The following is a 19,126-nucleotide window of genomic DNA, read 5'->3' as shown; positions in this document are numbered from 1 at the left end:
AGTCCACTTCGTGTTCGGCTTCGGCGTTGGGCCTCGTACATGAGACGAGAGGGCCGGCCGGTCTGTGACATCGCAGCGTGCGGCCGCTCACCCGTGTCACAGCAGCGCGGACCACATCGTCTCAGAGGGCATGACGAACGCGGAACAGACCTCGGTGTTGATCACCGGAGGCAACAAGGGACTCGGTTTCGAAGCGGCCCGGCGGCTCGGGGAGCTGGGCTGGACGGTCTTTCTCGGCTCGCGCGACGAAGGGCGAGGACGGGAGGCCGCCGCCAAGCTCGCCGCCGGTGGCGCGAACGTGGTCATGGTCCCGCTGGACGTGACCTCGGACACGTCGGTGGCCGACGCCGCACGGCTCGTCCGCAAGCACACCGACCGGCTGGACGTGCTGATCAACAACGCCGGCGCGCCGGGAAGATTCATCGCGCCGGCGGACGCGACAGCCGAGGAGATCCACTCCGTCTACGACACCAACGTGTACGGGCCGGTCAGGGTCACGCACGCGTTCCTCCCCCTGCTGAGGGCGGCGGAGCATCCGCGGGTGGTGATGGTGTCCAGCGGCGGCGGTTCCTTCGCGGTCGTGACCGACCCGGAGCAGCCCGTGTCGAAAATGCACGAGCTCGCCTACAGCTCGTCGAAGGCGGCACTGAACATGATCACCGTCCGGTACGCCCAGGCGCTCCCGCAGATCAAGTTCAACGTCGCCACGCCCGGCGAGGTCGCCAACCGCAAGTTCGCCGCCACCGACATGAACCGTCACACCGGCGAGCTGACCGTCACCGAGGGCACCGACTCCATCGTGAGGCTCGCGACGGCCGGGCCCGACGGGCCGACGGGGATCTTCGTCGATCGTCTCGGCCCCGTAGCCTGGTGACGGCGGCGCGCCCCCTCGGGCACGCGCAAGGCGTCGGCGGCTGAGCGTTCACCGGTTGGCGTTTCAACCGAGATAGTTTCAGGCGCAACGATATTCGGTAGCCTGTCGCCATGACCGCCGATGTTCCCGACAGGGCCTCCACCCCGCGCGCGACCGACCGTCCGGGCGACACCTCACCCTTCGCTCTCGGCCTGCTCCTGCGCCAGGCGCACTGGCGTGCCGGCACGGTGATGACGGAGGCGCTCCGGCCGCTCGGCATCGAGTTGCGGCACTTCGCCGTGCTGATCGTGCTGGTGAACCGCGGGCCCACGGTTCAGCGCGACCTGGCGGCGGCGACAGGGTCGGACAAGGCCGGAATCATGCGGGTCGTGGACGACCTGGAGCGCAAGGGGCTGGCCGTACGCAAGGCGGTTCCCGGCGACCGGCGGGCGCGGGCGGTGGAGATCACCCCGCAGGGCGTCGAGCTGTTCGACGCCGCCCATGTGGCGGCGGAGCCGCAGGCCGAGCGGCTGGTCGCCGATCTGGAGCCCGGCGAGGCCGAGCAGTTGAAGGAGTTGCTGACCCGGATCGCCTATCCCGGGGGCGCGTGAGCAGGCCCGTCCGCCCTCTCACCCCAGATCGTATTGAATGAAACTGTATCATTTGATACCATCGTAGATGTAACCAAGAGAGCCGAGGGAGCGGCGATCATGGATGTCTACGAAACGGTCACGAGCCGGCGGGCGGTGCGCGGCTTCACCGACCAGCCCGTCCCGATGGAGGCGCTCAAGCGCGTGTTGTCAGCCGCCGCCTGGGCGCCGTCCGGGTCGAACCTCCAGCCCTGGCACGTCTACGTGGTGACCGGCGAGCCACTGGCCGAGATCAAGAGGCGCGCCGGCGAGCGCCTGGCCGCCGGCGACCCCTGGGACGAGCGGGAATACGAGATGTACCCTCCCGCGCTGAAGTCCCCCTACCGCGAGCGCCGATCCGCCTTCGGCCGCGAACGCTACGGCGCGCTCGGGATCGAACGCGACGACTGGGAGGCGCGCCAGCGGGCCGCGGCCGGAAACTGGGACTGCTTCGGCGCGCCCGCCGCCCTGTTCTGCTACATCGACCGCGAGATGGGCCGGCCGCAATGGGCCGACGTCGGCATGTACCTGCAGACCGTCATGTTGCTGCTCCGGGCCGAGGGGCTGCACAGTTGCCCGCAGATGGCCTGGTCGGTCTATCGCGAGACCGTCGCGGAGGTCCTGCACCCTCCGGACGGGCTCATCCTCTTCTGCGGCGTCTCCATCGGCTTCGAGGACGTCACGGTCGACCACGTCCGCACGGGCCGCGCACCGCTCGAGGAGACGGTCACGTTCGTCGGGGGTTCCAGCCCCGCGATCGCGTGCGGCACGCCCCAAAGGATCCCCTGGAGTGGTGGTCGCCGGCCGGCGCCGGCCACGGTCCCGGCCCGCCGGGCACGGACACCGCTCCAGCGCGCCGCTGCGGCCGATCCACGCGTACGAGCAGCTCAGGGCAGGGCACATCCGCTCCAGCCAACCGCGCCGAGGCCGGCCCCGCCTGCCCAGCGTCGCAGCCGTCCAGAACCACTTCAACATCGCCGGCCGCGACGACGTGGCCCTCCTGGACACCTGCGCCCGGGCCGGCATCGCCTTCGTCCCCTTCTTCCCCCTCGGGGGCGGGAGGACCGGGATCGACCACCCCGCCGTGGTCAAGGTCGCCGGACGCCACCACGCCACCGTCCACCAGATCGCCCTCGCCTGGCTCCTGGCCAGGTCACCCGCGATTCTGGCCATCCCCGGCACCGGCTCGGTGGCCCACCTGGAAACCAATCTCGCCGCCCGAGCCATCACCCTCACCGAGGAAGATCTCGCCGACCTCGCCTGAATCCGAGCCGCTCGCGGTGTTCGGCCACGGGCGTCTGGATGTGCTCCTGCCGGACGCCGGCGCGCGGAAGGCGGGAGCTCCCCGTCGTCAGGAGACCTTCTCGCAGATGCGGTAGGTCATCATCACGCAGATGCGGTGGAGCTGGCGGCACATGCCGAGGAAGTCCTCGTGCGCGGGCGCCGGAGGGCTGGGGTAGGCGTCGAGCCTGGCCGCGAACTCCGGGTCCAGCCCGCCGGCCCACGGGTCGGTGCAGCGGGCGTAGACCTCGTCGATCGGGACGCCCGCCTGGTGGGCGGTACTCACCTCGTCCTGGAGGCGTTCGAGGTAGGCGAGCAGCGCGTCGATCGCCTGCGGCCCGTCGCCGATCGGGCCGTGGCCGGGGACGATGGTCTCCAGCTCGGGCAGGCCCGCCTTCAACGCGCGCAGCCCTTGGATGTAGGGCACGGGACCGCCCTGCAACATCATGTGCGCCGAGCCGGCCGCGCACAGGTAGTTGCCGGTCCAGGCGGTACGCGCCGAGGGGACGTAGACGATCGTGTCGCCGGGGCCGTTGCCGGGGCCGAAACGGTGCAGTTCGACGGTGGTGCCGCCCAGGTCGATCTCGGCGTGGGTGTCGAAGACGACGTCCGGCAGCCGCCAGGTGGTGAAGGCGTCGAACTCGGCCTCGGCGCCGTACATGTTCTTGGAGCGCATCTCCTTCTCGTAGGCCAGGTCGTGCATGTTGTCGCGGTTCTCCCGCGAGGTGATCACGGTCACGTCGTCGGGGAAGGCGATGTTCCCGAACGTGTGGTCGCCGTGGTAGGTGGTGTTGGCCAGGTAGCGCAGCGGCCGGCCGGTCACCTCTTTCGCCGCGCGCTGGACCTGCGCGCCGACCGCCGGGGTCACGCCGGAGTCGATGATCAGCGACGCCCTCGTGCCGGCGACGACGCCGTTGTTGTCCTTGGGCGGGACGGTGGCCATGAGCGCGTGCACGCCCGTGCCCAGTTCCTGCGCCCTGAATTCCAGGCCGACCGGGCTGAGGTTGGGGCCGTAGTAGTCCGGCGGGCGTTCCTTGGTCTCGCGGTCGAGCAGGTGGTGGGAGAGCTCGGACATGAACGGGACTCCTGTCCTCGTGGCCACCGCGTGCCGGCGGCGTACTCCTCGATATTAAGCAAACGATCGATTAATTTACAACCGAGGGCGCCGAGAACCAAGAGGGCTCATGACCTCTGCTCCGGCACGCGGGGTCGTCATGGTCGCGAGGAGCGTGCGCGCCGGGAAGCGGCGACTCTAAGGGCGGTGCGCACCTAAGCGTCGAGGTAGCGCTGCACGTTGTCGCCGACCGTGCGCGCGCTGCGCCGCGGAGCTCCGGGCACCGCGGCCGTCGCGCTGGAGCGCGCGGCGTGGCTGACCGCCTCGGCTCCTGACCGGGCCGCCCTGCTCGTCTCCGCGGCGGAGGCCGCTGGCACGTCAGGCAACCCCGCGCTCGCCGGCCAGGCGGAGCGCGCCGGCGCCGACCTCGCGGGCCAGGCCAGGATCGGCCTGCTCAGCGCGAGCCGGCTGAGGTGGGTTCGCTGGAGAACGGCCAGCCCAGGTGGGCGTGGGCCAGGCCGCGCAGTTGCCCGCCAGGACCGGTGCCGTAGCGGTAGGGGGAGTGCGGGTCGCCGGGCTGGTCGGTGAAGGCGCCGTCGTATGCCGGGGCCTGGGCGCGCACCCCGGTCACGCCACCATCGGCAGGCTGCGGTCCAGGCCGGTGATGTGCAGCAGCCGGGACATGAACGGGCGGGGCGCTTTCAGTGCCAAGGTGATGCCCATCGACCGGGCGCGGCGCTGGATGCCGACCAGGACGCCCACGCCGCCGGCGTCGCAGAAGGACACCTGCGACAGGTCGAGGATGAGCAGGCTCGTGCTGTAGTGCAGCGTGCTCAGCAGTTGCCGGCGGAGCGCTGCGCTGGTGAAGATGTCGATCTCGCCGGACAGATGAACGGTGGTCGGCTTTGACCGGTCGGCCACGCCAAGTGGCGCGGTGTCGATGACGGTTATGGCGGATTCCTTTGGAGAAGCTGGAATGGGATGAGATGCCTGCCGGCTGGAGATCGGTCCGCCGCCGGAACGGGCGGGTCCTTCTACCGTCTGATCCGGTCGGCAGACGGAACGCGGGTCACGCCGGTGCTGATGGCCGTCTGGTGGGGAGGGCGGCTGCTGGTCGGTGACCGACCCGCCCTCGTTCTCCCAGCGGGCCGTGCCGTCGGCGGCCGTCCCGCGCAGAGGCGGAACAGGATCGGGCGGCAAGCGCGCGCCGGCGAGAGCGTCGTCGACGCTCAAGCCGGCGGTGTCCTGGGCGGTGAGCTTGAGCGTGGCCTCAGCGGCACCGGCGGCGGTGTCCGGCGGGATGACCAGCAGGACGATCGGCTCACCGGCCGCGAAGATGAGAGTGATCAGGCGCGGGTCGGTGTGGCGGAACCAGCCGACGCGGACCTGACGCCCGCGTGCCGGAATGCGGTGCGGGATGCTCTGCCACGCATCGCCATGCAGCCCGATGCGGAGCGTGACACGGCCAAGCAGCCGGTCGACGGCGGCGATGAGGCCGGGCAGTTCGGTGGCCGCGTCGCGGGAGTAGGGCCACCAGGCCCCGTCCACCACAGCTCGCCGATCCAGCGCCGGATGGAGACCGAGCCGTAGCGCGGAATCGACCCGGGGGATCGCGGATGAGGTGGAGCTGAGCGGTGCGGGTGGAGAAAGAAGTGTCGGCGTCATGGTCGCCTGACCTGTCCGGGCCTCCGAAGAGGCCGGTGGTGGTTCGCCGGGGGCGACGCAGACCTGAGTGCCAACGCTCGAAAAGTCCTCGGTACGTTTAGCCTACCTCCTACTTCCGGAATTCCCCAATTCCGGCATTAGTCCGGTCACCCGGCGGTCTCAGCGCCTCGAACGGGCGGCCACGCGCGCGCTGGGCGATGTACGTTTCATGCGGCCGGTGGCGGCCCCTGCCGGAGGATGTCGCATCACCGCAGGTGAGATGGTGTCAACGGCCTGGCGCGTCAGCTCCGCGCGTACATCTTGATCGCCGCCCTGGTTGGGACGGCGGGCGAGCCTATACCGTCCGATCCGACGACGCCTCGCCTCTGGAGTCCCTCATGCCAGGTAAACGCTGGGCCGCCCCCGCACTGCTCGCCCTGACCCTGCCGCTGCTCGCCCCCGTGGGCGTGCTCACCCCACCGGTCGCCGCGGCGACGTCCGTCTCCGAGGTGCCGCTGGAGGAGATCAACACGGTCACCACCCAGGTCGCCTTCGGTTTACGCCGCCCCACCGCCATCGCCGCACCCGATGACGGGACGGACAGGCTGTTCATCACCGAGAAGCGCGGGACCGTGCGGGTCTACCACCCGGACACCGGTCTCGGCCAGACCCCGATCATCGACATCACGGCGTCGGTGGACGAGTCCGGCAACGAGCGCGGGCTGCTCGGCATCGCCCTCTCTCCCGACTTCGCCGAGAGCCATGACGTGTACCTCGCCTACACGGCGCTGCCGGACGGCGCGGTGACCCTGGCACGGTACGGGCTGGACGACGCGAGCCTCGAACCCCTGCTCTCCCAGGAGCACGCCGAGAACAGCAACCACAACGGCGGCCAGATCACCTTCGGCACCGACGGCAACCTGTACATGAGCATCGGCGACGGCGGCGGCTCAGGTGACCCCTTCGACTCCGGGCAGCGCGTGGACACCCTGCTGGGCAAGATCCTGCGCATCGACGTCAGCCGGAGCTGCGGCGACCTGGCCTACTGCGTACCGGAGGACAACCCGTTCGCCGGCGTCGCGGGCGCGCGCGAGGAGATCTGGATGTACGGCGGGCGCAACCCCTGGCGCTTCTCCGTCGACCCGGCGGACGGCTCGATGTGGATCGCCGACGTCGGCCAGGGCAGGTGGGAGGAGATCAACCACATCAAGCCCGGACGGCAGGCCGGCGCGAACCTCGGCTGGTCCTGCTACGAGGGGCTGGAGGTGTTCGACGAGACCCAGTGCGACTCCGACGCCGACTACACCGAGCCGGTCTTCACCTACTCCCCGCACACCGGCGGCTGCGCGGTCATCGGCGGGCAGGTCTACCGCGGCGAGGAGTTCGCCGACCTGGTCGGCGGCACCTACATCGCCACCGACTACTGCTCCTCCACCGTGTGGGCGCTGCGCGAGGACGGCGCGGGCGGCTATCTCCAGGCCGAGATCGGCCAGACGCCGACGCAGGTCACCGCGTTCGGCGCCACGGTGCAGGGCGAGTTGTACGTCGTCAACGACCTTCCCGGTGGCCTGCACCGCGTCTCGTTCGAACGCGCGGAGCCGACCTGCCTGATCGGGCACACCACGCGGACCTGGGGCGGCGGCATGACCGTCGACCTCACCGTCACCAACACCGGCACCACGCCGATCGACGGATGGACGCTGCGCTTCCCCCTTCCGCGCGGGCAGAGCATCGTCTCCGACTGGAACACCGACCTCACCCAGAGCGGCGACATCGTCATCGCGGTCAACGCCGGCCACAACGCGTCGATCGCGCCCGGCGGCAGCGTCACGCTGGGCTATCTCGCCAACCACACGGGCGACACGTCCCTGCCGAGCAGATTCTCGCTCAACAGGGACACCTGCGCCGTCGACCGCTGACCGAGGCGCTGCGTAATGGTATAACTACACTATGTGATCGAGGCGTCACCGGCGCCGCCCCCGCTGCGTCTCCCCGCCACCCCCCAAGGAGCAACCAGCATGCACGCGACCCCCACACCCACCGTCCCACCCTCCCCGGCCACCGGAATCTGAGCCCACCACAAGGCGCCCCCCAAATCGGGCGCCTTTCTCTTTTCACGCCCCATACAACCGACCTCGCCGCGCATTTTTTTTGTGCACCCGATTTACGGGTGCGAGCCTTTCGACGACTGCGTTGACGCTCCCTTTACAAAGAGTGACATCTTCACTACCTTGAGCAGTCATTGCAGGTCAGAGGCGTTCGATCGTCTCGTGACAACGAAAGGCCGACCGCCATGCGCACCCTTTCCCGCATTACCGGAACACTCATGATCGGCGCCGCGATAATCGCGGCGACGGCCGCGCCTGCGGGGGCCGCTCCCACGATTCCCGGCAGCCCGTCCATTCAGCCACCGAGCGCCACGTGTTTCGAGTTCCCCTACTTCGGCCCGAAGGGGCACGCGAACTTCGATTTCGGCAACGACATCGTCAGGCTCCTCGACGAGCGCGGCATCCGGGTGGAGGGCCTCGCCCCCATGCAGGCCAAGCCCGGCAACAGGGGCATCTACGTGCCCATCGGGTGGAAGCAGGACCACATCGACCCGTGCAACGGCGTCTACTACCCCGGCGGGTTCGCCATCAACGACGTCAAGAGCGGGCACAGGGCCGCCATCCACGACATCTACCTGCGCCCCGACGGCGCGCACGCTCAGGTCGAGATCGACGGCCGGCCCCAGGGCGAGCAGCTCGTGGCCACCTACCGGCTGTCGGAGTTCGCCCCGTACGTTCCCACGCCCCGGCCGCTCGAAGGCGGCATCGGGCCCAAGCACTGGCCGTTCTACGTCAGCCCCTACCTCAGCCGGACCGTCAGGCGGCTCACCGGCATCCCGCTGAACGAGGGCGCCTACCTGGCCAACCTCGACGCGGTCGTCCAGTACGTGCCGTAGGGCGACCTCCCCTGACCTGAGATCCGCCCGGCCGTGCCCGCGGGCACGGCCGGGTGCCGGCGAAACGAGAGACAGATGCGAGTGACCAGCGCGAGAAGCCGGTGGACGTGGGCCGCCGCCGGCGGCGCCGCCATAGCCATGCTGACGACCATGGTGCTGCTCGGCCCCTCCATGCGGCCGGGCACAGCGACCAGCCACTGGGACGCCCCCGCGACCACCCGGGACAAGCAGGTCGACGCGACCGACCTGTACGCCTTCACCAGCCCCGAACGCCAGGACACGGTCACGATCGTGGCCAACTACATCCCCTTCCAGGTGCCGAACAAGCCCTACCAGTTCGACACCGGCGCCCGCTACGAGGTGCACATCGACAACACCGGCACCGGCCAGGCCGCCGTCACCTACCGGTGGACGTTCACCACCAAGCGGCTGCCGGTGCCCTCCTTGGTCCGCAAGCACCAGGCCGGGCCGGCCGACGCCCTGGTCGAGCAGAGCTACACGCTGACCAGGCTGCGCGACGGCAAGTGGCAGACGCTCGTCCGCGACGGTTATGTCGCTCCCACCGATATGGGCGCCCTGGCCACGCCCGACTATCCGCAGCTGCGCCGCAAGGCCGTCGGTGACCTGCCGGGAGGGGGCAAGGTCTTCACCGGCACGGCCGCCGACCCGTTCTACTCCGACAACCACGCGGTCAACCTGCTCAGGTTCGGGCTGCCGTTCTTCCCGGTCAAGACGGGCGTGCCGCTCAACGTCAGTTCGCTGGCCCTGCAGATCCCCAAGTCGGAGCTGGCGCTCGGCGGCGACCCCGCGGCCAACCCCGTCATCGGCGTCTGGACCACCGCCTCCCGCAAGTCCAGCGGCGTGCTCGGCTCGGGGGAGGCCGGCTACAAGCAGGTCTCGCGGCTGGGCAACCCCAACTTCAACGAGGTCATCATTCCGCTGAAGCAGCGCGACCGCTTCAACACGCTGCGGCCCGACGGCGACGATAGCGGCGGGCTGGTCGTGCCGTCCACGCTCGACCCCGGCCAGGCCAAGGTCGTCGCGAAACAGGCCAAGGTCGCGGCGCCGCCGGCCCCGCGCAAGGACCTGGAGGAGATCTACCTCACCGGCCTGACCACGCAGGGCGACGGGCCGATCGACCGGAACCTCAACTCCCACCTGCTGAACCGGGACGTTTCGCGCATCGCCAAGGCGGAGGAACTGCGCCTCAACATGAGCACGCCGGTCGCCGCCGAGCCGGACAAGTACGGCCTGCTCAAGGGCGACACGCAGGGCTACCCCAACGGCCGCCGCCTCATCGACGACGTCGTGACCGTCAACCTGCGCATGCTCCTGGGCGAGCCCGCGGGCCCCGGCGCTCCGGGCCTCATCGCCGAGGACAACCCGGCATTCCTCTACAAACCCATCTCCGGCAGCTTCCCCTACCTGGCGCTGCCCGTCACCGCCGGCTGAGCCCGCACCGAGGACACCCGATCAGATGAGTCGTATACGGCGATCGTTGCCCCTGCTGGGATGCCTGCTGCTGGGATGCGTGCTGCTGGCCCTGTACGCCCCTGGCGGCGCCCTGCGCCAGGACGAACCGGCGCCCAGGCAGGCGGGGTGGTCGCCGTACGACCTGGCCGGGTCGATCGAGGACGCCCAGAACCGCCTGCGCCGTCACCCGGACGACGCGGCGGCCTGGGCGGGCCTCGGTTTCCTGTACCTGGAGCAGGTCCGCCGCACCGCCGACGGCGCCTACCACGCCAAGGCGCGTGGCGCGTTCGAACGTTCGATGCGCCTGCCCACGGGCGACGGTGAGCCGTACATCGACGCCGTGATCGGCATGGGCGCGCTGGCCAACGCCGCGCACGACTTCGCCGGAGCGGTCCGGTGGGCCGAACAGGCCCGCGAGGCCGCCCCCTACCGCTGGCCGCTGTACGGCGTGCTCACCGACGCCCACCTCGAACTCGGCCACTACCGCGAGGCCGAGAGCACGCTGCGGCACATGCTCGACGGCCGCCCCGACTTCGCCTCCTTCACCAGGGCCGCACGCCTGGAGCAGGTGCACGGGCGGCCGGAGCCCGCACGCGAACTGCTGCACCGCGCGTGCGCGATCGCCGGCGACCCTGCCGAATATGCCTTCTGCCAGGGGCAACTCGGCGACCTGGCCTGGGAAACCGGTGACCCGCGCTCCGCGCTCGCCGCCTACGCCGAGGCGCTGGCCGCCGATCCCGGGCACGTGCCCTCGCAGGCGGGCAAGGCCCGCGCACAGGCCGCGCTCGGCCACGTCGACCAGGCGCGGCGCGGCTACGCCGCCGTCGTCGCCAAGGCTCCGTCGTTCGTCGTCGAGTACGGCGAACTGCTCGAACACCTCGGCGACCGGGCCGGGGCCAGGCGCCAGTACGCCGTGTTCACCGCCCAGCACAAGCTCCTGGCCGCCGCCGGGAAGACCGACCACCTGGCCATGGGCACGTACGAAGCGGCTCACGGCGATCCGGACACCGCGGTCCGGCACCTGCGGGCGGAGTGGAAACGGCGCCATAGCGTCGAGGTCGCCGACGCCCTGGGCTGGGCGCTGCACCGGGCGGGCCGCCACGCCGAGGCCGCCACGTACGCCGCCCGCGCCGGAAGGCTCGGCGGGCACCGCGCGCTGTTCGCCTACCACCGCGGCGAGATCGAGCAGGCGCTCGGGCACACCGCCTCCGCCCGCGCCCACCTGGCCAGGGCCCTGTCCATCAACCCGCACTTCTCCCCGGCAGGGGCGGCGCGGGCGCGCAGGCTGCTGGCGGCGACGGCGTGATCGCTCCCCTGACCGCCCCTCTGGTCTCGGCGGTGCTGGCCGCGCATCCGCTGGGCAACTTCAGCGTCAACCACTACGACGGGCTGACGATCCACCGCGACCGGATCGAGCACGTCGCCATCGTGGACAGCGCCGAGATCCCGACCCTGCAACAGCCGGTACGCGGCCCCGTGGACGCCCACGCCCGTCGCGCCTGCGCCGAGTTGCGCGACGCCGTCAGGGGCACGGTGGAGGGGCGGCCGCTGGCCTGGCGGGCCACCGAGACGTCCTTCGCCTACCAGGCGGGTGCCGCGGGACTGCGTACGAGCAGGCTGACGTGCCACCTGACCGCGCCCTTGCGGGTGGACCGGCCGCTCACCCTCACCTTCGCCAACGCCCACCGCGCCGGCACCGTGGGCTGGCGGGAGATCACGGCCCGGGGGGCCGGCGTGCGGCTCAGCGCCTCCAGCGTGCCCGCGCACAGCGTGTCGGGCGCGTTGCGCGACTACCCCGCCGACCTGCTCAGCTCCCCCCTCGACGTACGCCGGGCGCGCGTCACGGTGGAGCCGGGCGCCGGAGACGCCGGGACGTCCGTGGCCGTGCCGGGCGTGGACATCATCACCCGCTACACCACCCTGCTGGCCGACCGGCTGAACACGCTGGTGGGCGCCGACCGGCTGACGGTGCCGCTCGGCATGCTGGCCCTGCTGCTGTCGCTGGTGCTCGGAGCCGTGCACGCGGCGATGCCCGGCCACGGCAAGACCGTCATGGCCGCCTACCTCGCCGGGCGTGACAGACGGCTGCGCGACACGGCCGCCGTCGCGGCCACGGTCACCGCCACCCATACGGCGGGGGTGCTGGTCCTGGGGCTGCTGGTCACGCTTACCGCGTCGTTCACGGGGGAGGCGGTGCTGAGCTGGCTCGGGGTGGCCAGTGGCCTCATCATCGCCCTGATCGGCGCCGGCCTGCTCCGCTCCGCCCGCCGCCGCACCCCCGCCCCCGGCTCCGTCCCCGGTCACGGGCATGGCCACGGGCATGGCCACGGGCACGGGCACGGGCACGGGCACGGGCGGCGGTCGGGTGGGGTGGTGGCGCTGGCCGTGGCCGGCGGGCTGGTGCCGAGCCCGTCCGCCCTGGTGGTCCTGCTCGGCGCGGTGGCACTGGGACGTACCGTGTTCGGTGTCATGACCGTCGTCTGCTACGGGCTCGGCATGGCGCTCACGCTGCTGGCCGCCGCGCTCGCTCTGCGCAGGCTGGGTGACCTCGCCCTGGTGGGGCGGCTGCAGCGCCTGCGCCCCTACAGCGCCACGATGACCGCCGTGCTCGTCCTGCTCGTCGGCACAGGCGTCACCCTGCGCGCGGTCGCCGCCCTGGTGTGACCGTCCCACCTCTCCCGGCAGGCGTTCACCAGGACGGCCTCAGCAGTGCCGCGAGGTCGTCCCACCGCGCCAGCAGCAGTCCCGCCACCGCGCCCAGAGTTCCGGCAGCCGCGCTGATCACCAGGTCGGCGGGGTCGTTCGCCAGCGATCCCACCAGCCCGAGCAGGGACGCCGCGACGAGGATCAGGTTGCGCACCACGTGCGCCACGCCGACCGGTGTCCCGGAAGGGCCGAAGCAACGGCACGGCACCGGGGCCGGCCTGCGGGCTACCGCGCCCACAGCCACGGTGAAGCAGCCCAGCAGCACCGCCGCCAGCGCGAATCCCGCCGTCCCGGCCCAGCGTGGCGGCGCCACGACCAGCACGATCACCGCGGTCTCCGCCACGGTGACGGCCACGGCGGCCATCGGGACGACCGCCCAGCCGACCACGGCCATCTCCCTGAGCGACCCGACGAACCCCTCCCAGGCCCGGCGTCCGCGCACCTTGCCCGCCAGGGCGAGCGCGAACACCGTGACCAGTAGCAGCCTGCTCGCCACCTCGACGTACTGCATGATCGATCACTGTTCCCCTCGTCGAGGCAGGGACCTGATGACCGCCACCACGTGAGAGGCGGGCAGCAGGCCGAAGTGCCGGGAATCCACGCTCCGGCCCGGGTTGTCACCGAGGACCGCGACGCGACCGGGGGGTACGGGACCACCGCCCAGCACAGCGGGCAGCTGTTCCCCTTCGCAGGCGGCCAGCCGCTTGACCAGCAGCGGCGGAGCGAAGTGCGGGTTGCGCACGATCACGACGTCGCCCGTCACACCCCGGGTACGCCGGGCCAGCAGCCGCTGCCCTGGACGCACGGTGGGCTCCATGCTGACGCCCTCGACCGTGACCGTGACGAACCGCCCGCGCAGCCACACCAGGGCGGCGACCACCAGCACGATGCCGGCCACGTATCTCATCCGATGTGCTCCGTGACGTAGCCCGCGGACTGCAGGGTGAAGAGGTCGGCGTACGGGCCCCGCAGGTCCATCAGGTCCTCGTGCCGCCCTCGCTCGGCCACCCGCCCCTCCTTCAGCACGACGATCAGGTCGGCGTCGCGCACCGTGTTGAGGCGGTGCGAGATGAGCAGGCTGGTACGCCCTGACCGGCCGGCGCGCATCCGGACGTGGATGTCGTGTTCGGCTTCCGGGTCCAGCCCTGAGCTGGGCTCGTCGAGGATCATCAGGTCGGGCCCGTCGCGCAGCAGCGCGCGGGCGATGGCGATCCGTTGCCACTGCCCGCCGGACAGTTCGACCCCGGTGGACGCGGAGTCCTCGTCGCCGTCGCTGAAGAAGAGCCGGGTCAGCAGGGTCTCGTAGCCGCGCGGCAGTACGGCGAGCGCGTCGTGGATGCCGGCCCGCCGGGCGGCGGCCTGGATGTGGGGTCCGGAGTCGATCAGGGGGAGATTCCCGAGGCCGATGTTCTCGGCGGCGGACAGGTCGTAGGCCATGTGGTCCTGGAAGACGGCGCTGATCCGGGCGCGCAGGTCGGCGGGGTCGCTCTGGCGCAGGTCCACCCCGTCCCACAGGATCGTGCCCTTGCTGGGGTCGTAGAACCGGCACAGCAGCTTGACCAGGGTGCTCTTGCCCGCTCCGTTCAGCCCGACCAGGGCGACGGTGCCGCCGTACGGGATGAACAGGTCGACGCCGCGCAGGATCCAGGGGTGGTCGTCGCCGTACCGGAACCACACGTCGCGCAGTTCGATGCCGCGCCGCAGCGCCGGCAGCGGGGCGGTGGCCGCCATGGGCAGGTCGGGCGGGGTGTGGGTGACGTCGAGGTAGTGGCCGAACATGCGCAGGCTCTGGGCCATCTGCGCGATCATGTGCACCATCGTGTTGAGCCCCAGCTGGGTGCCCGCCACCGCGCCGATGAACATCACCACGTCCCCCGCGCTGATCCCGCCTTCGCGCGCCACCATGCCCGCCCACACCAGCCCGCCGCCGGCCACCAGCGCGGCCAGCAGTTCGAGCGCGCCGTTCGTGGCCAGCCGGCGCAGGTCCAGGCGGCGCTGGGCGCGGTTGACGCCCCTGCGCTCGGCCAGCATCCGCCCGCGCAGGAAGCCGCCGATCCCGAACAGCCGGACCTCCTTGGCGGCCTGGACGCCGGTCAGCAACTGGCCGTAGAAGAACTCCCTGCGCTGGGCGGGGCTGGTCTGCCACATCATCGTCGTGTACTGCCTGGCCAGGCGTAGCTGGGCGGCGAGCGCAGGCGCGAGCGAGGCCAGCACGATCACGGCCATCCACGGGTTGATGAGCGCCAGCGCCCCGAGGAACCCGGCGACCGTGAGCGCGGCCCTGCCGACGTCGAAAGCGGATCCGAGCAGCCCGTGGCAGTCGGTGGTGGACTGCTGGGCCAGGCGCAGCCGGTCGAGGAAGGCGGGGTCTTCGAAGTAGCGCAGCCCGGCGAACCTCCCGGTGGCGGCGAACAGCCGGTCGGTGGCGCGCAGGCCGACCGCCCTGCCCAGGGCGCCGTTGGCGTAGGTGGACAGGCTCGGCAGCACGCCGGCGGCCAGCCCGCTGGCGGCCAGCCCGAGCGCCGCGCCGAGCACGGAGCCGCTGCCGGCGGTCAGCGCGTCGAGCAGCGCCTTGGTGAACCAGGTCGTGGAGATGGGGACCGCGGCCTGGGCCAGGGTGGCGCCGACGTAGAAGATCACCGTCGCGGGCGCGCTGCGCCAGGCCAGCCCCGTGACGGCGGCCAGCGCGCGCGGCCAGGACCACTCAGCCACGCGCGGCGGTCAGGGCCAGCACGTCGGCCAGGTCATGTCCTGTCGCGAGCACGGTACGGCTGTCGTCGATGAGGAAGACCCGGGGGAAGGCCGCCACCTTGAACGCCTTGGCCATCGACCCGCCGTCCGGGCCGGCCGTGTCGACCATGGCGACCGGTTCGAGCAGCTCGCGCATCGGCCCGGTCTCGTCGCGAAGGCCGGCGATCACGGCGATGACCTGTTCACGCGGCATCGTCGAGGCCAGCTCGGCGAACTTGGGGGCCAGCTCCGTGCAGGGCGAGCACGACGGGGAGAAGAAGCCGACCAGCGTACGCCCGCGCAGCGCGTGCCCCGCCTCGAACTCCGCCACCGTCTCACCGGGGAGGAGCGAGGGTGGCGGGGCGCCGCCGGCCTGCTCGTACAGGCCGTTGAGGCGCTCGGTGTGTTCGCGCAGCCTGCGGATGATGCCCAAGCCCAGCGCCAGGTTGAGTGCGCACAACACGGCCAGCACCACCACAGCCGCCCACAGGGCGTAAACCATCACGATCTCCTCATCGCGGAACGGAGGGGCCGGGCCTGATCAGAGGCCCGGCCCGTGGAATCACGACACCGGACCGGCGTCTAGCAGTAGGACCAGCCGTTGCACCTGGTCCCCGTGTTGTAGCTGCAGCACCTGCGGTACTGGCACCGGCCACCCATCACGGTGCGGTATTCCTCCCAGCAGCTGCTGGCGGCGGCCCTGACCTGGGGGACGAGTCGTTCGACGAGCCGATCGGTGAGTCTGGTGAGAACCGTCATGACGTCCTGCTTTCTGTTCCCGGTCAGCAGCGGACCCAGCCGTTACATCTGGTCCCGTTGATGTACTCGCAGCACCAGCGCTTGTAGCACTGCTGCGGCTTGTCGTCCCACTGCCAGTAGCACCCCATGGCTGAGGCCTTGACCTGGGGGACGAGCCGTGCGACCAGGCGGTCGCAGAGTCCGTGTAAGGCGTGCATGAGCCCTCGCTTCCTGAAGAGGAGCCTTCTCCTGGCAGCCTCACCCGGGCACCTCAGTGATTTCTCAATGACTTCTCAATGCTGTTCCGAAGGCATGACAACCTGGGAGGAGTCGATCTCCCTTGACTACGCTGGAAGGCCATGTTGATTCGGTTGCTCGGACCGGTGGAGCTGGAGCGCGCGGATCAGACCAGTGCGGTGCGCCCTCCGCAGGCCGCGCTCGCTCTCGCCGCGCTCGCCTGGGAGGTCGGCCGGGTCGTTCCCGTCGAGACGCTGCTGACCCGGATCTGGGGCGAGCGGATCCCGTCCGGCGCGCGGAACACCCTGTACACGATCATCACCCACCTCCGCCACGAGGTGCTCGGCGACGACGGCGACGTGCTGCGCAAGCTCGGCGGCTACCTGCTCGACGTGGACGAGTCCACCGTGGACCTGTCACGGTTCCGCCGCCTCACCGAGCGGGCGGCAGCCGTACCGGATCCTCGGCCGCTGCTGAGTGAGGCGCTGGCGCTGTGGCACGGTGACCCACTGACGGGGCTGCCGGGCGAGTGGGCCGAGCGGGCCCGCGGGCGGCTGCGGGACGAGCACAAGGAGGTCGTGCTGCGGTGGGCGCGTTCGGTGACCGACGCCGACCCGGGAGCCGCGGTGGCGGCGCTGTCGCCGCTGGCGGAGGAGTACCCGCTGGACGAGCTGGTCGCCGTCGCGCTGATCGAGGCGCTGCACGCGTCGGGGCGTACGGCCGAGGCGCTGACCTGCTTCGCCGGCGTGCGCCACACGCTCGCCGAGGAGCTGGGCGTCGAACCCGGGACGGCGCTGCGCCGGGTCCATCGCCTGTTGCTACGGCACGGCGAGGTGGCCGGGGCCGAACGTCCGGTTCCCGCGCAGTTGCCCGTCCACCTCGGGTGCTTCGTCGGCCGCAAGGCCGAGCTGGAAGGGCTGGCCGCCGCCGGCGCCGTATGCGTGATCTCGGGACCGCCGGGCGTGGGCAAGTCGTCGCTGGCGCTGCGCTGGGCCCACCTGCACCGCGACCGTTTCCCCGGCGGCCAGCTCTACGCCGACCTCGGCGCCCTCCACCCCGCCGGCGCCCGCGCGGTCCTGCCCCGCTTCCTCGGCGCGCTGGGCGTCGCGGAGAGCCAGGTGCCCTCCGGCGTCGAGGCGCAGATCGGGCTCTACCGCAGCCTGGTGTCCGACCGCCGGGTGCTCGTCATGCTCGACGACGCCCGCGGCGCCGACCAGGTCGCTCCCCTGCTGGCCACCGCGCCCGGGTCGCTGACGCTGATCACCAGCCGGTCCGAGCTGCCCTCGCTGTCGGTCACCGTTGGAGCGTCCCTCCTCCATCTGGGTGTCCTTGCCCGTGAGGAGGCCCGCCACCTGCTGGCCGCCCGGGTCGGCGAGGCCCGCCTGGCGGCCGAACCCGAGGCCGCGGAGCTGATCATCGACAGGTGCGGCCGCCTGCCGCTGGCCCTGGCCATCGTGGCGGCACGGATGGTACGGCGGAGCGACCTGCCCCTGGCCGAGATCGCCGCCGACCTCGAACGGGCGGAAACGGACCTGGAGCCGTTCGCCGACACCGACCCCGCGATCGACCTGCGCGTCGTGTTCGCCCGGTCCTACCGCGAGCTCACCGAGGAGGCGGCCGGCCTCTTCCGGCATCTCGGCAGGCAGGCCGGCCCGGACTTTCCGCTGTCCGCGGTGGCGAGCCTGGCCGCCCTGCCCGTGGAGCGTACGCGGAAGCTGATCGACCACCTCGACCGCGCCAACCTGGTCGACCTCTCCGCCCGCGGCCGCGTGCGCCTGCACGACCTGCTGCGCGCGTACGCCGCCGAGCAGGCCCGCGCCACCGACAGCCGCACCGTGCGCCGGTCGGCCACCCGCCGCCTGCTGGACCACTACGTGCACTCGGCCTGCGCGGCCAGCGCCGTCTGCTACCCGCACCGCGAACGCGTCAAGCCGGACCCGCCCGCCCCCGGCGTCGCCGTGGAGCACTTCGCCGGGCGGGCGGAGGCTCTGCGCTGGTACGCCGCCGAGTCGGTGGCGCTGCCCGCGGTGGTGTCGGAGGCGGCCGAGGCCGGGCTGGACCGGCACGCCTGGCAGCTGGCGTGGGGGTTCGGCGAGTTCATGCAGCGCCGCGGCCCCTGGGAGGAGATCCTGCACGTCGAGGCGGTGGCGCTGAGCGCCGCGGCGCGGCTCGGCGACCGCCTGGCGCAGGCCGGCAGCCACAGCCGCCTGGCCCGCGCCCACGCCAAGCTCGGCCACGACCAGGAGGCGGTCACGCACTTCGACCGGGCCATCGAGCTCCACCGCGACCTCGGTGAGCCCGTCCTGGAGGCGCACCTGCACCTGGGCCTGACGGTCCCGGTCAGCCGGGTACGGCCCGGCGAGGAACTCCGCCACGCGCTGCGGGCCCTGGAGCTCTTCGACGCGGGCGGAGACACCATCGGCAAGGCCCGGGCGCTGAACAACGCCGGTTGGTGGCGCGCCCAGCTCGGCGAGTACGACCAGGCGCTCACCGACTGCAGCCACGCGCAGCGCATCCTGGCGGACCTCGGCTACGCCCAGGGCGAGGGGCATGCCTGGGACAGCATCGCCTACGTGCTGGACGCCATGGGTGACCACGCGCGGGCGGTGGCCGGCTACGAGCGGGCGGCCGAACTGTTCCAGGAGTGCGACGACCTCCACCCGGCCGCGCAGACGCTGGTCCGGCTCGGGGAGACGCACACGGCGGCGGGCGACACGGCGGCCGCGCTGGACGCCTGGAAGCGGGCCGTGGAGTGCTACGACGCTGTCGGGGACACCGAGGCGGAGGCGGTCCGCGCCCGCTGCGCGGCGCTGGGCCGCCCCACGTGGCGCTAGGGA

General features: G+C 71.7%; 19 protein-coding genes. 9 read left to right on the top strand and 10 right to left on the bottom strand.

Annotated features, from left to right (window positions below; translation table 11 throughout):
• The first annotated feature begins 130 nt into the window (after positions 1 to 130).
• From ABGB01_RS35420 to ABGB01_RS35410, 3 genes are all read left to right on the top strand, one after another.
• Positions 131 to 874 carry an SDR family NAD(P)-dependent oxidoreductase gene (locus tag ABGB01_RS35420; protein WP_347777934.1) on the top strand — a complete coding sequence of 248 codons (744 nt, stop codon included), beginning with the start codon at positions 131 to 133 and terminating at the stop codon, positions 872 to 874.
• A 110-nt stretch (positions 875 to 984) separates the two neighbouring features.
• Entirely contained in the window at positions 985 to 1,464 is a 480-nt protein-coding gene (locus tag ABGB01_RS35415) for a MarR family transcriptional regulator (protein WP_347777933.1), read from the top strand.
• A gap of 808 nt (positions 1,465 to 2,272) precedes the next feature.
• On the top strand, positions 2,273 to 2,746 hold the full coding sequence (locus ABGB01_RS35410; RefSeq protein WP_347777932.1) for an aldo/keto reductase: 474 nt from the start codon (positions 2,273 to 2,275) through the stop codon (positions 2,744 to 2,746).
• An 87-nt stretch (positions 2,747 to 2,833) separates the two neighbouring features.
• Here the strand turns inward: ABGB01_RS35410 and ABGB01_RS35405 are convergent, their stop codons facing one another.
• From ABGB01_RS35405 to ABGB01_RS35390, 4 genes are all read right to left on the bottom strand, one after another.
• Entirely contained in the window at positions 2,834 to 3,838 is a 1,005-nt protein-coding gene (locus ABGB01_RS35405; RefSeq protein WP_347777931.1) for an MBL fold metallo-hydrolase, read from the bottom strand.
• A 194-nt stretch (positions 3,839 to 4,032) separates the two neighbouring features.
• Positions 4,033 to 4,194: a hypothetical protein gene (locus tag ABGB01_RS35400; RefSeq protein ID WP_347777930.1), complete on the bottom strand. Its 162-nt coding sequence runs from the start codon at positions 4,192 to 4,194 to the stop codon at positions 4,033 to 4,035.
• Positions 4,195 to 4,271: 77 nt separating this feature from the next.
• Positions 4,272 to 4,448, bottom strand: coding sequence for a hypothetical protein (locus ABGB01_RS35395; protein WP_347777929.1), 177 nt, complete (start codon positions 4,446 to 4,448; stop codon positions 4,272 to 4,274).
• Positions 4,445 to 5,482: a DUF5994 family protein gene (locus ABGB01_RS35390; protein ID WP_347777928.1), complete on the bottom strand. Its 1,038-nt coding sequence runs from the start codon at positions 5,480 to 5,482 to the stop codon at positions 4,445 to 4,447. Before ABGB01_RS35390 ends, ABGB01_RS35395 begins: the two co-directional genes overlap by 4 nt.
• A 377-nt stretch (positions 5,483 to 5,859) precedes the next feature.
• Here ABGB01_RS35390 and ABGB01_RS35385 point away from each other — a divergent pair, with 377 nt between their 5' ends.
• From ABGB01_RS35385 to ABGB01_RS35365, 5 genes are all read left to right on the top strand, one after another.
• Positions 5,860 to 7,380 carry a PQQ-dependent sugar dehydrogenase gene (locus ABGB01_RS35385; protein ID WP_347777927.1) on the top strand — a complete coding sequence of 507 codons (1,521 nt, stop codon included), beginning with the start codon at positions 5,860 to 5,862 and terminating at the stop codon, positions 7,378 to 7,380.
• Between the two features lie 407 nt (positions 7,381 to 7,787).
• A complete protein-coding gene (locus ABGB01_RS35380) occupies positions 7,788 to 8,405 on the top strand; it encodes a hypothetical protein (protein ID WP_347777926.1) in 618 nt (205 codons plus the stop codon).
• Between the two features lie 75 nt (positions 8,406 to 8,480).
• The gene (locus ABGB01_RS35375) at positions 8,481 to 9,857 is read left to right on the top strand and encodes a DUF4331 domain-containing protein (RefSeq protein ID WP_347777925.1); all 1,377 of its coding nucleotides are present in this window, start codon (positions 8,481 to 8,483) and stop codon (positions 9,855 to 9,857) included.
• A 46-nt stretch (positions 9,858 to 9,903) separates the two neighbouring features.
• A complete protein-coding gene (locus ABGB01_RS35370) occupies positions 9,904 to 11,184 on the top strand; it encodes a tetratricopeptide repeat protein (protein ID WP_347777924.1) in 1,281 nt (426 codons plus the stop codon).
• The gene (locus tag ABGB01_RS35365) at positions 11,181 to 12,542 is read left to right on the top strand and encodes a High-affinity nickel-transporter (protein ID WP_347777923.1); all 1,362 of its coding nucleotides are present in this window, start codon (positions 11,181 to 11,183) and stop codon (positions 12,540 to 12,542) included. Before ABGB01_RS35370 ends, ABGB01_RS35365 begins: the two co-directional genes overlap by 4 nt.
• A 25-nt stretch (positions 12,543 to 12,567) precedes the next feature.
• Here ABGB01_RS35365 and ABGB01_RS35360 read toward each other — a convergent pair whose 3' ends face one another.
• From ABGB01_RS35360 to ABGB01_RS35335, 6 genes are all read right to left on the bottom strand, one after another.
• Positions 12,568 to 13,095 (bottom strand): MauE/DoxX family redox-associated membrane protein, encoded by a 528-nt coding sequence (locus ABGB01_RS35360; protein WP_347777922.1) that lies wholly within the window; start codon positions 13,093 to 13,095, stop codon positions 12,568 to 12,570.
• Between the two features lie 6 nt (positions 13,096 to 13,101).
• Positions 13,102 to 13,491, bottom strand: a complete 390-nt coding sequence (locus tag ABGB01_RS35355; protein WP_347777921.1) for a S26 family signal peptidase — start codon at positions 13,489 to 13,491, stop codon at positions 13,102 to 13,104.
• Positions 13,488 to 15,296 carry an ABC transporter ATP-binding protein gene (locus ABGB01_RS35350; protein ID WP_347777920.1) on the bottom strand — a complete coding sequence of 603 codons (1,809 nt, stop codon included), beginning with the start codon at positions 15,294 to 15,296 and terminating at the stop codon, positions 13,488 to 13,490. The genes ABGB01_RS35355 and ABGB01_RS35350 overlap by 4 nt, the downstream gene beginning before the upstream one ends.
• A complete protein-coding gene (locus ABGB01_RS35345; protein ID WP_347777919.1) occupies positions 15,289 to 15,816 on the bottom strand; it encodes a thioredoxin domain-containing protein in 528 nt (175 codons plus the stop codon). Before ABGB01_RS35345 ends, ABGB01_RS35350 begins: the two co-directional genes overlap by 8 nt.
• Positions 15,817 to 15,896: 80 nt before the next feature.
• Positions 15,897 to 16,073 (bottom strand): hypothetical protein, encoded by a 177-nt coding sequence (locus ABGB01_RS35340; protein WP_347777918.1) that lies wholly within the window; start codon positions 16,071 to 16,073, stop codon positions 15,897 to 15,899.
• 23 nt (positions 16,074 to 16,096) lie between these two features.
• Entirely contained in the window at positions 16,097 to 16,270 is a 174-nt protein-coding gene (locus ABGB01_RS35335) for a hypothetical protein (RefSeq protein WP_347777917.1), read from the bottom strand.
• A gap of 141 nt (positions 16,271 to 16,411) precedes the next feature.
• Here ABGB01_RS35335 and ABGB01_RS35330 point away from each other — a divergent pair, with 141 nt between their 5' ends.
• The gene (locus ABGB01_RS35330; protein WP_347777916.1) at positions 16,412 to 19,123 is read left to right on the top strand and encodes a BTAD domain-containing putative transcriptional regulator; all 2,712 of its coding nucleotides are present in this window, start codon (positions 16,412 to 16,414) and stop codon (positions 19,121 to 19,123) included.
• The last annotated feature ends 3 nt before the right edge of the window (positions 19,124 to 19,126 follow it).

The sequence above is a fragment of the Nonomuraea sp. B5E05 genome, from assembly GCF_039880665.1.
GTDB lineage: Bacteria > Actinomycetota > Actinomycetes > Streptosporangiales > Streptosporangiaceae > Nonomuraea.
Note: the sequence above shows the minus strand (reverse complement) of the source record. Positions and strands in the feature narration are given on the sequence as shown.

Bases quoted from the DNA above. Each gene is read 5' to 3' on its own strand.
- ABGB01_RS35335 (WP_347777917.1), bottom strand. From the start codon at position 16,270: ATGCACGCCTTACACGGACTCTGCGACCGCCTGGTCGCACGGCTCGTC.
- ABGB01_RS35355 (WP_347777921.1), bottom strand. From the start codon at position 13,491: ATGAGATACGTGGCCGGCATCGTGCTGGTGGTCGCCGCCCTGGTGTGG.
- ABGB01_RS35330 (WP_347777916.1), top strand. From the start codon at position 16,412: ATGTTGATTCGGTTGCTCGGACCGGTGGAGCTGGAGCGCGCGGATCAG.
- ABGB01_RS35360 (WP_347777922.1), bottom strand. From the start codon at position 13,095: ATGCAGTACGTCGAGGTGGCGAGCAGGCTGCTACTGGTCACGGTGTTC.
- ABGB01_RS35380 (WP_347777926.1), top strand. From the start codon at position 7,788: ATGATCGGCGCCGCGATAATCGCGGCGACGGCCGCGCCTGCGGGGGCC.
- ABGB01_RS35340 (WP_347777918.1), bottom strand. From the start codon at position 16,073: ATGACGGTTCTCACCAGACTCACCGATCGGCTCGTCGAACGACTCGTC.
- ABGB01_RS35405 (WP_347777931.1), bottom strand. From the start codon at position 3,838: ATGTCCGAGCTCTCCCACCACCTGCTCGACCGCGAGACCAAGGAACGC.
- ABGB01_RS35385 (WP_347777927.1), top strand. From the start codon at position 5,860: ATGCCAGGTAAACGCTGGGCCGCCCCCGCACTGCTCGCCCTGACCCTG.
- ABGB01_RS35415 (WP_347777933.1), top strand. From the start codon at position 985: ATGACCGCCGATGTTCCCGACAGGGCCTCCACCCCGCGCGCGACCGAC.
- ABGB01_RS35390 (WP_347777928.1), bottom strand. From the start codon at position 5,482: ATGACGCCGACACTTCTTTCTCCACCCGCACCGCTCAGCTCCACCTCA.
- ABGB01_RS35345 (WP_347777919.1), bottom strand. From the start codon at position 15,816: ATGGTTTACGCCCTGTGGGCGGCTGTGGTGGTGCTGGCCGTGTTGTGC.
- ABGB01_RS35420 (WP_347777934.1), top strand. From the start codon at position 131: ATGACGAACGCGGAACAGACCTCGGTGTTGATCACCGGAGGCAACAAG.
- ABGB01_RS35375 (WP_347777925.1), top strand. From the start codon at position 8,481: ATGCGAGTGACCAGCGCGAGAAGCCGGTGGACGTGGGCCGCCGCCGGC.